This window comes from Novosphingobium sp. PhB57, from assembly GCF_004342985.1.
In the GTDB taxonomy this organism is placed as follows: domain Bacteria; phylum Pseudomonadota; class Alphaproteobacteria; order Sphingomonadales; family Sphingomonadaceae; genus Novosphingobium.
On record NZ_SMBO01000005.1, the window covers coordinates 383,262 to 396,365 of the forward strand.

Genomic DNA, 13,104 nt, shown 5'->3' on the forward strand with positions numbered 1-13,104 from the left:
CCGGATTCGTGCAGCCCGATCTTCTCTTCTCGAACCCGCCTCTCGCACATCGGCGAGCATCGCTGAAATGAATTGATTTGATCTATTTGCATCGACATTATCGATGACAGAGCCCTTCCCGCGGATAGGCCGGAAGCGAGCGAACTTGCGCGTGCGCCTGCGAGTGCTAGATCGAACCACGACCCGAGAAGGACAAAGACTGCCATGACCGCTCCCGCCACGGCGCCGGCTGCCCTCCCCAAGACACTGTCATGGCCGCACCTGCTCGCGCTGGGGGTCGGCTCCATCGTCGGCACCGGCATCTTGACGCTGATCGGCGTGGGGGCGGACCGCGCGGGACCGGCGGTGCTGCTGTCTTTCGCCATTGCCGGCGCCATCTGCGCCTGCGCCGCGCTCGCCTATGCCGAACTGTCGACGATGATGCCCACCGCCGGCAGCGCCTACAGCTACAGCCACAAGGTGCTGGGCGGTACGGTGGGCTGGATCGTGGGCTGGAGCCTGATCCTGGAATATTCGCTGGTGGTCTCCACCGTGGCGGTCGGCTGGTCGGGCTATGCCGCGCCGCTGCTGCAGGGTGTGGGCTTCCCCAAGGCGCTTACCCAGGGGCCGGAGCTGGGCGGGCTGGTCAACCTGCCTGCCATCGTCATCATCGCCGTGGTTGCGGGCCTGCTGGCCTTCGGCACGAAGGAAAGCGCGCGGGTGAACACCGTGCTGGTGGTCATCAAGATCCTGACGCTCAGCCTGTTCGTGGCCGTGGCGCTGCCCGCCTTCGACGCGGCGAACCTTCAACCCTTCATGCCCTTCGGCTTCGGCAAGTCGATGAGCCCGGACGGTGTCGAGCGCGGGGTCATGGCCGCCGCCGCGATCATCTTCTTCGCCTTCTATGGCTTCGACGCCATCTCCACCGCCGCCGAGGAGACGCGCAATCCCAGCCGCGACCTGGTGATCGGCATCATCGGATCGCTGGCGATCTGCACCCTCGTCTACGTCCTCGTCGCGGCCGCCGCGATCGGCGCCATGCCCTTCACCCGCTTTGCCGACAGCCCGGAGCCGCTGGCGCTGATCCTGCGCGAAATGGGCCGCGCGCCGGTGGCGCATATCGTCGCGGTGGCCGCCGTGATCGCGCTGCCGACCGTGCTGCTGGGCTTCCTCTACGGCCAGAGCCGCATCTTCCTGGCCATGGCGCGCGACGGTTTCCTGCCCGCCTCGCTGGCGAAGCTCTCCTCGCGCGGGACACCGCTGAGGGTGACGACGATGACGGCGGTGATCGTGGCGATCCTGGCCGGCGTGCTGCCGATCTCGGAAATCGCGGCGCTGGCCAATGCCGGCACGCTGATCGCCTTCGCCGCGGTGGGTACCTGCCTGATCGTCCTGCGCAAGCGCGAGCCGGACGCGCCCCGCCCCTTCCGCGTGCCTGCCGGCATCGTGGTGGGCGGCGCGACCATCCTCGGCTGCCTCTATCTCTTCGCCAGCCTGCCCACCAAGACCCTGCTGGCCTGCCTGTGCTGGAACCTGCTGGGCGGCGCGCTCTATCTCGTTCGCGGGCGCCGCAGGCCCTGACAGGCCGGGGCCGCCGCTGACCGGCCGCCCATGACGCCGGTTGGCGCGGGCTCCGGCGCGTGCTAGCCGGAACCATGCTGACCATCAGGCAGATCGAGATCTTCCGCGCGGTGATGATCACCAAGACGGTGAGCGGCGCCGCGCGCATGCTGGGCACGTCACAGCCCGGCCTCAGCCGCATGCTGGGCCATATGGAGGACAAGCTCCACTTCCGCCTGTTCGACCGGACGCGCGGCCGGCTGGTGCCCACGTCCGAAGCCCGCGTGCTGTTCGAGGAGATCGAGCAGATCTACAAGGGCTTCAACGACCTGGAGCATGTCGTGCGCCGCCTGGCCAAGGGCGAGGATCGCACCTTCCGCCTGGGCGCCTCGCCCTCGCTGGGCCATTCGGTGGTGCCGCAGATGCTCTCGCGCCTGACCACCAATTACCCCGGCCTCACCATCCAGTTCGACATCCTCTCGGTGGAGCAGGCGGACGACTGGCTGGCGCTCCAGCGCGGCGACTATGCGCTGACGGTGTTTCCCATCGATCACCCCAATGTCCTGTCCAGCCGCATCGGCAACGGCCGCATGGTCTGCGCCGTGCCGGCCGGCCATCGCCTGGCCGACCGCGAGCGGATCACCGTGGCGGACCTGGGCGGAGAGCCGATCCAGTCGTTCCGGGAAGATACCCCCCATGGCCGCATCATCGCCAGGATGTACGAGGAAGCCGGCGAGCAGCTGGAAGTCTCCACTTATATCCGCTTTGCAGAAACGGCCGTGGCTTTCGTCGCTCACGGCATGGGCATCGCGCTGGTGGACAGCTTCACCGCCATGCAGCCCCATGCCGAGACCGTGCGCTTCCTGGAGTTCGAGTCGCCGGGCCTGCTGCCGGTCTATGTCAGCCGCAATCTGGACGTGGCGCGAACCCTGGTGGGCGAGACCTTCGAGGAGATCGCCCGCAACATGCTGATGAACCTCCCAAGAGGCATCTCCCATAACATAACGCTATAAGTCACAGTCCCGCAATGTCTGGCAAAGCGCCCCCGGATCAAACACCGTGATCCCGCTCGCAAAGGTTTGGACCGCCAGGTTCCGGCCCGAAAGGTTCACGAATGTCCCGGCGCCGGGCCGCCGGACGACAACAGGCGCGATGCAAGCGCCGCTGAGGATGGGAAAGGCGTTACCATGGCCAGCTATTCCGCCGCCGGATCGGTGTCCGTGCGTCCTTACGTGACTGTCGGCGAATCCGCCTCGCAGAACGTCGACGGCTGGACGCCGCGGCAAGTGCTCGTGGTCGCCATCTGCTTCCTGCTGAACATGCTGGACGGCATGGACGTGCTCATCCTCTCCTACGTCGCCCCCGCCCTTTCCGCCGACTGGAAAGTCAGCCCGGAAAGCCTGGGCGTGGTGTTCAGCTCCAGCCTGGCCGGCATGGCCGCGGGCGGGCTGCTGATCGCGCCGCTGGCCGACAGGTTCGGCCGCCGCAAGCTGATCATCGCCTCGCTGGTGATGATGACGGTGGCCATGTTCGGATCCGCGCTGGCGGCCTCGATCGCCGAACTCATCCTCTCGCGCTTCGTGGTGGGCATCGGCATCGGCACGGTGCTGGCCAGCATGGCCGCGCTGACGGCCGAATATGCCCCGGCCCGCCACCGCACGTTCGCCGTGGGCTTCCTCCAGGCCGGATACCCGGTCGGCGCAACCATCACCGGCTTCATCGTCGCTCATCAGATCGACGCTCACGGCTGGCAGGCCATGCTGCTCGGCGCGGCGACGCTCTGCCTGCTGGCCCTGCCGCTGGTCTGGACGCTGCTGCCCGAATCGGTGGACTTCTTGCTGGCCCACCAGCCCAGGGGCGCGCTGGCCAAGGCCAACCGCCTGCTCGCCTCGCTCGGCCGCCCGACGCTGGAGGCCCTGCCCGAGCGCCGCCAGGCCGAAGCCCATTCGGTGGGCTTGCGCGGCGTGCTGGGCGAAGGACGCACTTCGGGCACGATCCTGCTGTGGACCGCCACGATCTTCGGCTTCATGACGCTCTATTTCGTCATCAGCTGGATCCCCAAGCTCGCCGTGGAGGCCGGGCTTCCCGCCACCCAGGCGATCTACGCGGGCGCGGTCTACAACATCGGCGCCTTCATCGGCATCACCTCGATCGGCCTGATCGCCAGCCGCATCGACTTGCGCCGCCTGATCCTGCTCTACATGGTGCTCGCCGCGGCCGCCCTCGTCGTGTTCGGTGCGGTGTCCATGACCATCGCCGCCACCCTGCTCACCGCCTTCTTCATCGGCGCCTTCATCCAGGGCGGCTTCAACGGCTGCTATCCGCTGGCCACCAGCTTCTACCCGCCGCAAGTCCGCAGCACCGGACTGGGCTGGGCGATGGGCATCGGCCGCATCGGCGCGGTGATCGGCCCGATGCTGGGCGGCGTGCTGCTGGCGGAGAAAGTGCCGCTTTCGGCGATCTTCGCGATCTTCGCCGTCCCGGCGGTGCTGGCCGGCCTTGCCGTCACCCTGATCCGCATGCCCGGCCAGCCCTGAGCCAAGCTCTCACGCCGCGCTCTCACGCCGCGCTCCCTGCCGATCCCCCCTGCCGTCCCACCCCTGCCGCTCTCAAGGACCCGCCTCATGTTCCAGTCTCCCGTGCTCCCGGCCACCGCGCGCGCCTCGCTTCGCGCATCCGCGCCAGGAACCTCGAAGATCTGCGGCCTGATCGGCTCGGGCATCGGCGGCTCGCGCAGCCCGGCCATGCACGAGACCGAGGCCAGGGCGCTGGGCCTGCCGCTGGCCTACCGCATCCTCGACAGCGAGGTGATCGGTTTCGGCGCGGATGACCTTGGCTCCCTGCTGAACACGCTGGCCGCGCTCGGCTTCGACGGCACCAATGTCACTCACCCCTTCAAGCAGGCGGTCCTGCCGCTGATGGACGAGCTGTCGGAAGCCGCTGCCAAGCTGGGCGCGGTCAATACCGTGCTCCTGCGTGACGGGCGCCTGATCGGCGACAACACCGACTGGTCGGGCTACCGCGCCAGCTTTCTCGCCGCGCTGGGCGTACTGCCGCGCGGGCGAGTGGCGATGATCGGCGCCGGCGGCGCGGCTTCGGCAGTGGGCTATGCCCATCTCGACCTCGGCGCGGAGCGGCTGGCGATCTTCGATCCTGCTGCCGAACGCGCCGAAGCGCTTGCCAGCCGCCTCTCCGCCCTGTTCCCCGATGCCGAAGTGATCGCCGCAGGCTCTGCGGCCGAAGCGATCGCGGCGGCCGACGGCGTGGTCCAGTGCTCGCCCGTGGGCATGGAGAGCCACCCCGGCCTGCCGTTCGACCCCGCCCTGCTCACGCGCGACATGTGGGTTTCGGACGTGATCTACTTCCCGCTCGAAACCGAGCTGCTCAAGGCCGCCAGGGCCATCGGCTGCGCCACGCTGAACGGCGGCGGCATGGCGGTGATGCAGGCCGCCCACGCCTTCGCGCGCTTCACCGGCCTGGAACCGGACGTGGACCGCATGCTCGCGGACTTCGCCGCGGCCAGCAAGGCGGTCTGAGACGAAACCTCCCGGCCCGTATCGGACGCGCCACCGCCGGCCACCGGCAGGGGATGGCGGGTTCGGCAAGGGTGCGCCTCACACCCGCCGGGGGCCGAATGCCCCTTCCTACCCGGCCGCGTCCTCCACGCCGCGGAAGCGGTTCTGCGCCGCCAGCCTGATCCCGGCATTGGGCGCGCCGTAGCCGGCATAAGTCCCGCTGCGTTCGACGAATTCGAAGAAGAACAGCTTGTCGAACGCCCGGCTGTAGAGCTGGCGATAGGCGTGGCCCGCCAGATCCTCGTCGTAAAGCATCCCGGCCACTTCCATGCGCGCGGCAACCCGGCCGTCGAAGCCGAAGCGGGCGACGAGATCGTCGTAGTAGTTCTCGGGAATATCGAGCATGGCCGCGCCGCGCGCGCGCACCGCCGCGGCCGTGGCGAGCAAGTCGTCGCTGGCCAGCGCGACATGCTGGAAGCCGCCACCCATGCCCTGTGCCAGGAAGCGCGAGGACAGCGTCTCGCGCGCGTCAGAGGCATTAAGCGTCAGGCGGAACCCGCCGTCGGGCGACTGCAGCGCCTGGCTATGGACGAGGCCCGAGGGGTCGATCACATCGTTGGCATCGCGGCCCTCCAGCCCGAACAGCGCGCGCCAGTAGAGCTGCCAGGACAGGAACTCGTCATTGTGGACCACGGCGGCAAGGTGGTCGACCGAGCGGGCGCGGGCATCGTCGGTCAGGTCCGCCACCGGCACCGCCTCGAACTCGCGGGCCCAGAGCGCTTCGGCGCTGTCGTCCTCCACGAGGTAAACCAGGCTGCCGCCGACGCCGCGCAGCGCAGGCATGGCCATGCGGCCGGGGCGCCCCTCGGGGCTATAGGCGCGGATGCCCAGCGCGGCGGCACGCTCCATCACGGCGGCCGCGTCCTTCACCCGCACACCGATCGCGCAGATCGAGGTGCCGTGGACGATGCGGTAGGACTTGGCGAAGCCCTTGGGCTCGGCATTGATCACCAGGTTGACGTTGCCCTGCCGCCAGCGCGCGACCTTTTTGGTGCGATGCGAGCCGATATGCGCGAAGCCGAGCGTGTGGAAGGTCTCGCCAAGGCGCGCCACATCCTCGCCGCTGGCCGTGAACTCGACGAATTCGGCCGCGAGCGGCGGCTGGGCGGCAGGCATGGTGGTCGGCAGGCCGAGCAGGCGTTTCGCCGCATCGCGCACATATTCCAGCGCGCGATGCCCGTCCTGCGCCACCAGGCGCGAGGAAATCGAGCGGAACCGGTCGTTGAAGATCTCCAGCGAGAGCGGCCCGTCATAGCCGGTGCGCAGGATTTCCGCGACATAGCCCGGCAGGTCCAGCCCGCCCTGCCCCGGCAAGTTGCGGAAATGGCGGCTCCAGTAGAGCAGGTCCATGTCGAGCAGCGGCGCATCGGCCAGTTGCACGTAGACGATCTTGTCGCCCGGGATCTCGCGGATGCTGTCGCTGGGAATCCGGCGCGAGAGCGAATGGAAACTGTCGAGAATGATGCCGATGGCGGGATGGTCCACCTGCTTGACGATCGACCAGACATCGCGGTGGTCGTTGACGTGGCGCCCCCAGGCGAGGGCTTCGTAGCCCACCAGGATGCCGCGCGCGGCGGCGCGATCGCCCAGTTCGCGGAAATCGTCGACGATGCGCTGCCGCTCGCCCAGCGCATGGGGCGAGCAATTGGAGCAGACGAGGATGCGGTCGGTGCCGAGTTCGCCCATCAGGTCGAACTTGCGCTCTGCCCGGTCCATGGCGCGGGCGCGCATCTCGCCGGGCATGCCTTCGAAATCGCGGAAGGGCTGGTAGAGCGAGCAGTGGATGCCCAGGTCGGCCATCCGGCGCCGCACTTCGGCAGGGCGCAAGGCCGAGCCGATCAGGTCGTTCTCGAAGATCTCCACGCTGTCGAAGCCGGCATCGGCGGCCGCCTGCAGCTTTTCCTCAAGCGTGCCGCGAAGCGAGACAGTGGCGATAGCGTTCGTGCCTGAATTCGTGCCTGAATCCGTGGCGGCGTTCGTGGCGGCATTCGGGCCTGCGGCGGCGCTGGACATGGCGATGCTCCCGGAATTGTGATCCTCTCGATATCGCGCCGCCGCCCTTGGGATTGAAGCGGCTCCGATGCGGTCTCCCATGCCATCTTGTTATGGCAAGGTGGGAAACCGGCCGGTTTCAGTATCGACTCAGCAGGCGCTCCACGCTGGCATGGGCCTTGTGGCCGTCCTTGCATTCGCCGGTCTCTTCCTCGAGCAGCTTGCGCAGCCGCTCGATCTCCTCGACGCTGAGGTGCTCGATACCGATGAAGTCGTCCCGCGCGGTTTCCAGCGCGCGCAGCAGTTCGTCGAGCTTGGCCTGGAAGGCGGCGGCATCGCGGTTCTGGCTGTTCTGGATCAGGAAGACCATCAGGAAGGTGACGATGGTGGTGCCGGTGTTGATGACCAGTTGCCAGGTGTCGGACCACTTGAACACTGGCCCGGAGATTGCCCAGACCGCCACGACCAGCAGGGCGATGATGAAAGTCTGGGCCTTGCCCGCCGCTCCGGCGACGACATTGGCGAAAGCGGTGAACGACTTGCGCATGGCATGGCTCCAGCAATGGTCGCTGGGAAACGTTCGGCGGGCACCCTCCGTTCCCTCTCGGCGCCGGGGGCGAATCATTCCCAAAGCGGTGGTTTCCCCGCTGGAAAACTTGCTGCGTCAGGCGCATGAGGAGCGACAGGCCTGTCGCCAGGATCACGCTGGCGTCAGGGGGGCAGGATTACGGCATGCGCATAGCGACGATTACCAACTGGGCCTACGGGGCCACGGTCTGCCTGACCATCGCAGCCGGCATCACCATGGTCATGGCCTCCAACGCCGACCGGGTGGAGCGCGATGCGGTGCAGCAGCGCGATCTGTTCGACCAGCTCGCCTTCGAAGTGGAGGAAGACGAGGCGCAGCTTACCGACCAGGCCCGACTGGCGGCCGTCTCGGGCGATCCCAGCCACGAGATCGCCTATAACCGCACGCTCGCCGCGATCGGCCCGGTGGAGCAGCGCATCGCGAAGCTGAAGGACAACGGCGCCAGGGAAGAGGAACTGCGCTCGCTGGAAGAAGGCCTGCGCTGGGCCGCGACCCTCCAGGACGAGCAGAAGGCCGCCATCGCCGCGATCAAGTCTGGAGACGAGATCACCGCCCACAAGATCATCTTCGGCGCCGAATACGAACGCGAACTGGAACGCGCGCATTTCCTGCTCGGCCGCTTCCGCTACATGCTCGACCAGCGCTCCGACCGCGCGATAGAGGACGCCAGCCGCGCCTCCCAGCGGTTGCGCACGGTTTCGGAAGTCATGGTGGCGATCACCGCCGTGCTGTTCCTCTTCGTGCTGGGCTTCGTGCTCAAGCGGCGCATCCTCAAGCCCGTGGTCAAGCTGAGCGACGTGGTGAACCGCCTGGCGGACCAGGACTATGCGGTGGAGCCGCCCCAGCTCTCGCAGATCGACGAGATCGGCGACATGGCCCACGCCGTCCGCATCTTCCGGGAGAACGGCATCGAACGGCAAAGGCTGGAACGGGAGCGCGATGCCGACTGGCACGTCCGCGACCTGCTCGCCCGCATGACCCAGCGCCTGCAGGGCTGCGAATCCGTGGCCGACCTGTTCGAAGTCGTGCGCCTGTTCGCCCCCCGGATCGCCCCGGATCTGGCCGGGCGCCTCTATACGCTGGATGCGCGATTGGGGATGATGGCCTGCGCTTCGGAGTGGCAATCTCCCCACGGCAGCAACGCGGCCTTCACCCCGGACGATTGCTGGGCGCTGCGGCGCGGCCAGTCGCACATGCCCGGCGGCAACCTGGTGGACGTGCCCTGCAAGCATGTCCCGCCGGAAAGCGCCGACGCCACCGTCTGCGTGCCGCTCACCGCGCAGGGCGAAACCATCGGGCTGCTGGTGCTGGAAAACACGGCCGGCGCGCAAGGCCCCAGCGAGAACATCAAGGTCTATATCGAGCTGATGTCCGAGACGATCGGGCTGGCGCTGGCCAATCTCAAGCTGCGCGACGCGCTGCACGAAAAGGCCCTGTTCGATGCGCTGACCGGCCTGCGCAACCGCCACGAACTGGCGGATACCCTGCGCCGCAGCGTGGCCCAGGCCGATGCCGCGCGCACGCCGCTGAGCTGCCTCATGGTCGACATCGACCATTTCAAGCAGCTCAACGATCGCTACGGCCACGATGCCGGAGACCTGACGATCCGCTCCGTGGCGGGCGCGCTGGACAATGCGGTGCGCGAAGACGGCATCGCCTTCCGCTATGGCGGCGAGGAATTCCTGCTGCTGATCCCCGGCTGCGACGAGGAACGTGCGCTGGAACGCGCCCACCTGATCCAGGAGCGCATTTCCGGCATGACCCTGGTGCATGACGGCACGCCGCTCGGCCCTGTCACGATCTCCATCGGCATCGGCAGCTATCCCGCCCACGGCCCCGCCCATGCCCTGATCGGCACGGCCGACGCCGCGCTGCTGCGCGCGAAGGACGATGGCCGCAACCGCATCGTCATGGCCACCGGCCGCCGCGACACCAGCGCCGCCTCTTCCGCGCTGGGCTAGAGCGTTTTTCCGGTCGGGCAGGCGAACCGGAAACCCGCAGCTTGCCCCCCCCCCCCCCCGCCCCGGGTCGGGGCGCGATCAACCTGCCGCCCCTTCGTGCGTTGCTCCCTGCGGCATTCACGGAGTTACCATGGCGAACGGATCGATCACCCTGACCGAAACCCGGAACTTGCGCAGCGGCACCGTGCCCTGGCGCGACGCGGACTGGACCTTGCCCGCGGCCGCGCCGCTCCCGGCCGGGCCGGTGGACGTCGCCATCCTGGGATCGGGGATCATGGGCGCGATCCTGGCGGACCGGCTGGCCGCCACGGGCCGCTCGGTGGCGCTGCTGGACCGCAGGCCGCCCGGCTGCGGCAGCACCGCCGCCTCCACCGCGCAGATCATGTGGGCCATGGACGTGCCACTGATCCGGCTGGCCGAAGACCTCGGCGAACGGGAAGCCGCCCGGCGCTGGCGGCGCGTCTTCGCGGCCGTGCAGCGCTTCGGAGAACGGCTGGACCGGCTCGGGCCCGATGCCCGCACCCCCTGCCCCACGCTCTACCTCGCCGGTGACCTGCTGGACGAGGACGGGCTGCGCGCCGAGGCCGAGGCCCACCGCCGCCATGGCCTGCCCTCGCGCTATCTCGATGCCCAGGCCGTCGCCGAGCGCTTCGGCATCGCCCCGCGCGCCGGGATCGTTTCGGAAGGGTCCTACGCCATCGATCCGGTCGCGACCTGCCACGACCTGCTGCGCGAGGCCGGCACGCACGGCGCGGTGACGGCCTACCCCGCCGATGTCGCCGGCCTGCACCCCATCCCGGCGGGGGTGGAGCTGGAGCTGGCGGATGGGCGCAGCCTCATCGCAGGCGATGTCATCCTGGCCACCGGCTACGAGCGCGCGCGGCTGTTCCTGCCGCCCGCCTTCTCCCTGCTCTCGACATTCGCCATCGCCACCTCGCCCGGCACGGCGCCGCTGTGGAAGGAAAACGCGATGATCTGGGAAGCGTCAGACCCCTATCTTTACGTCCGCACCTGCAAGGACGGGCGCGTGATCGCCGGGGGAGAGGACGTGGAACTGGCGGATGCCCTCTCGCGCGATGCCTTGCTGGCGGCGAAATCCGGCACGATCGCCGCCAAGCTGGAGGCCATGCTCGGCCATTCCGCGCCCATCGCCGTGGACCGGGCCTGGACCGCCACGTTCGGTGCCTCGCCCGATGGACTGCCCGCCATCGGCCGCTCGGCACTGATGGAGCGGGTGTGGCTCTCCGCCGGGTTCGGCGGCAACGGCATCGCTTTCGCGGCCCTCGCCGCCGAACTGCTCGACCGCGCGCTTGCAGGGGGAGAAGGTGGGGGCGGGGGCGGGGGCGGGGAAGATCCCGATTCCGCCTGCTTCGATCCTTACCGCTTCGGCAACTGAGCCGGGCCTGCGCGCTAGTAGAGGTTGTCCTTGTAGTCCTTGGCCAGCCCCTTCTTCATCAGGTCCGCGGCGCCCGGCACCGAGAGGCTGGCGCGGGTCAGCCGGGCGGCCATGCCCTCGGTCCGGTTGCGCTTGATGTGATTGACGAAGAGCCGCGCCGGATCGATGTCGCTGCATTGGCGCAAGGGCCAGAGATCGGCGCGTTCCAGCGCGGCGCTGGTGCGCAGGCTGACGGATTCGGCCGCGACGCGGATCGCCAGGGCCGGGACTTTGCCTTTCACCGCGAAGCGCCCGCGCTGCGCCTCGGCCGTGGACAGCACCGCCCGGCCCCGCACGACGGCAAGGCGCGTCGAGCCCGGCACCAGCAGCGCCATCGCCAGCGCGGGCTGCTCCACGATGTTGCGAAAGCTGTCGACCCGGCGGTTGCCCGGCCGGTCCGCGAACCACACGGCCGCCGCCTCCCCGTCATCGAGCCGCGCCATGGCACCGGCAGGATCGCCCTTGGGGCTGAGGTCGGCCAGCCCCGTCCGGCTGACGGTCGCCAGCGCCAGGAAACGGCTCGCCGCGACGAAGTCGGAAAGCGCCTCCGGTGCCGCCACCGGCTGCGCGGACCAGAGTTCGGAGCGGATCATGGCCTTGGCGCAGTGGCCGTAGCATTCCGCCACGGCGACATGGACATGACCGTCCGCCACCGCCCGGACCCGCCCATTGACGCGCAGGGTCTCGCCGATGCCGGGCAGCAGGAACAGCGAACCGAACGGTTGACCAGGCCGGGCAAGGTCGGGATCGTCGATCGATGCCAGCGGCAGGCGCAAGTCCTGCCCCGCGCCCGAGGCGAAGCCGGCCTGCCCGCCCGCCAGCGTGACCGCCGGCCCCCGATCCCCGCCGAACGTGGCGAACATCAAAGGGGACTGCGCGATCCAGCCGAGCGCGCCGGGATCGAGATGGTCGATGTCCTTGAGATACATCTGCGGCGGCGTCTTGCCGATCACGGCCTCCAGATCGGCCAGCGTTTCGATGAAAGGCCCATCCATCCCGCGTTTCTCCTCCTGCGCCGGGAGGCTGACGGCCGCCCCGGCTACAAACCATTGCTTCTTCAGCCACTGCCTCTAGAGTATTTGCGAATGATTCGCAAATAGAGGACTGTCATGTCAGAAGCCGAAGGATCTGCCGCGCTGGCGCCCGGCAGCACGGTCTACCAGGTGTCCGAATGGAACGGCACCAGCGGCGAGCGCTGGGTGTCCAACCAGATCCGGCTCGACGCCATGCTGGCCGTGCTCGGAGAGGAGGCCCTCGCCGCCGCCGCCCCGCGGGCGGGAGAGCATGTCCTCGACATCGGCTGCGGCGCGGGTGCGACCAGTTTCGCCCTTGCCGAAAAAGTCGGTGCATCGGGCCATGTCCGCGGCGTCGATATCTCCGCTGCGCTGGTGGAGCGCGCGCGGGAGGTCGCTCCCCCCGGAGCGCCGGTGGCGTTCGATCTGGCCGACGCCGCGCGCACGCCGCTGCCGGATGCCGGGTTCGACCTGCTGTTCTCGCGCTTCGGGGTGATGTTCTTCGATGAGCCCGCCGCCGCCTTCGCCCATCTGCGCGGCGCGCTGCGGCCGGGCGGGCGCCTGGCCTTCGTCTGCTGGCGCGGCGCGACGGAGAACGACTGGGTGCGCCTGCCGATGGGCGCGATCAAGGGCATGATCCCTGCGCCGCCCCCGCCCCAACCCGAAGCCCCCGGCCCGTTCTCCTTCGGCGATGCGGCCCGCGTGGAACGCATCCTGGCCGAGGCCGGGTTCTCGCGGATTTCCGTGCTCCCCTTCGATCACGACATCCCCTTCGGCCAAGGCGAAGACCGCGAGGCCGCGCTGAACGATGCCGTGGCCATGGCTTTCGAGGTCGGGCCGCTTTCGCGCGCGCTTGCCGATCAGCCGCAGGACCTGCGCGCCCGCGCCGCCATCGAAGTGCGCAAGGCCTTCGCCCGCAGGCCCGGCGAAACGTCGGTCATGATCGACGGCGCGGCCTGGATCGTCACCGCGCGCAATCCGGGCGGCTGACGCACCCGGG

10 protein-coding genes are annotated in these 13,104 nt (G+C 68.9%); 7 read left to right on the forward strand and 3 right to left on the reverse strand.

Annotated features, from left to right (window positions below; translation table 11 throughout):
- Nucleotides 1–204: 204 nt before the first annotated feature.
- The 4 genes from EDF58_RS17015 (at nucleotide 205) to EDF58_RS17030 (ending at nucleotide 5,075) form a co-directional block, all read left to right on the forward strand.
- Nucleotides 205–1,560 (forward strand): amino acid permease, encoded by a 1,356-nt coding sequence (locus EDF58_RS17015; RefSeq protein WP_132267697.1) that lies wholly within the window; start codon nucleotides 205–207, stop codon nucleotides 1,558–1,560.
- Between the two features lie 74 nt (nucleotides 1,561–1,634).
- On the forward strand, nucleotides 1,635–2,552 hold the full coding sequence (locus tag EDF58_RS17020) for a LysR family transcriptional regulator (protein WP_132267699.1): 918 nt from the start codon (nucleotides 1,635–1,637) through the stop codon (nucleotides 2,550–2,552).
- 174 nt (nucleotides 2,553–2,726) lie between these two features.
- Nucleotides 2,727–4,076, forward strand: a complete 1,350-nt coding sequence (locus EDF58_RS17025; protein ID WP_132267701.1) for an MFS transporter — start codon at nucleotides 2,727–2,729, stop codon at nucleotides 4,074–4,076.
- An 87-nt stretch (nucleotides 4,077–4,163) separates the two neighbouring features.
- On the forward strand, nucleotides 4,164–5,075 hold the full coding sequence (locus EDF58_RS17030; protein WP_132267703.1) for a shikimate dehydrogenase: 912 nt from the start codon (nucleotides 4,164–4,166) through the stop codon (nucleotides 5,073–5,075).
- A 108-nt stretch (nucleotides 5,076–5,183) separates the two neighbouring features.
- On the opposite strand, the gene EDF58_RS17035 is transcribed toward EDF58_RS17030, so the two are convergent.
- Nucleotides 5,184–7,127 (reverse strand): sugar phosphate isomerase/epimerase and 4-hydroxyphenylpyruvate domain-containing protein, encoded by a 1,944-nt coding sequence (locus EDF58_RS17035; RefSeq protein WP_132267704.1) that lies wholly within the window; start codon nucleotides 7,125–7,127, stop codon nucleotides 5,184–5,186.
- Nucleotides 7,128–7,245: 118 nt separating this feature from the next.
- Nucleotides 7,246–7,653, reverse strand: a complete 408-nt coding sequence (locus EDF58_RS17040) for a low affinity iron permease family protein (protein WP_132267706.1) — start codon at nucleotides 7,651–7,653, stop codon at nucleotides 7,246–7,248.
- A gap of 185 nt (nucleotides 7,654–7,838) precedes the next feature.
- On the opposite strand from EDF58_RS17040, the gene EDF58_RS17045 reads away from it, so the two are divergent.
- Both EDF58_RS17045 and EDF58_RS17050 read left to right on the forward strand, forming a co-directional pair.
- Nucleotides 7,839–9,656, forward strand: coding sequence for a diguanylate cyclase (locus EDF58_RS17045; protein WP_132267708.1), 1,818 nt, complete (start codon nucleotides 7,839–7,841; stop codon nucleotides 9,654–9,656).
- 130 nt (nucleotides 9,657–9,786) lie between these two features.
- Complete coding sequence (locus tag EDF58_RS17050) at nucleotides 9,787–11,052, forward strand: FAD-dependent oxidoreductase (RefSeq protein WP_165921461.1); 1,266 nt, start codon at nucleotides 9,787–9,789, stop codon at nucleotides 11,050–11,052.
- Nucleotides 11,053–11,066: 14 nt separating this feature from the next.
- Here the strand turns inward: EDF58_RS17050 and EDF58_RS17055 are convergent, their stop codons facing one another.
- Complete coding sequence (locus EDF58_RS17055) at nucleotides 11,067–12,086, reverse strand: pyridoxamine 5'-phosphate oxidase family protein (RefSeq protein ID WP_132267712.1); 1,020 nt, start codon at nucleotides 12,084–12,086, stop codon at nucleotides 11,067–11,069.
- 114 nt (nucleotides 12,087–12,200) lie between these two features.
- On the opposite strand from EDF58_RS17055, the gene EDF58_RS17060 reads away from it, so the two are divergent.
- Nucleotides 12,201–13,094 (forward strand): class I SAM-dependent methyltransferase, encoded by an 894-nt coding sequence (locus EDF58_RS17060; RefSeq protein WP_132267714.1) that lies wholly within the window; start codon nucleotides 12,201–12,203, stop codon nucleotides 13,092–13,094.
- The last annotated feature ends 10 nt before the right edge of the window (nucleotides 13,095–13,104 follow it).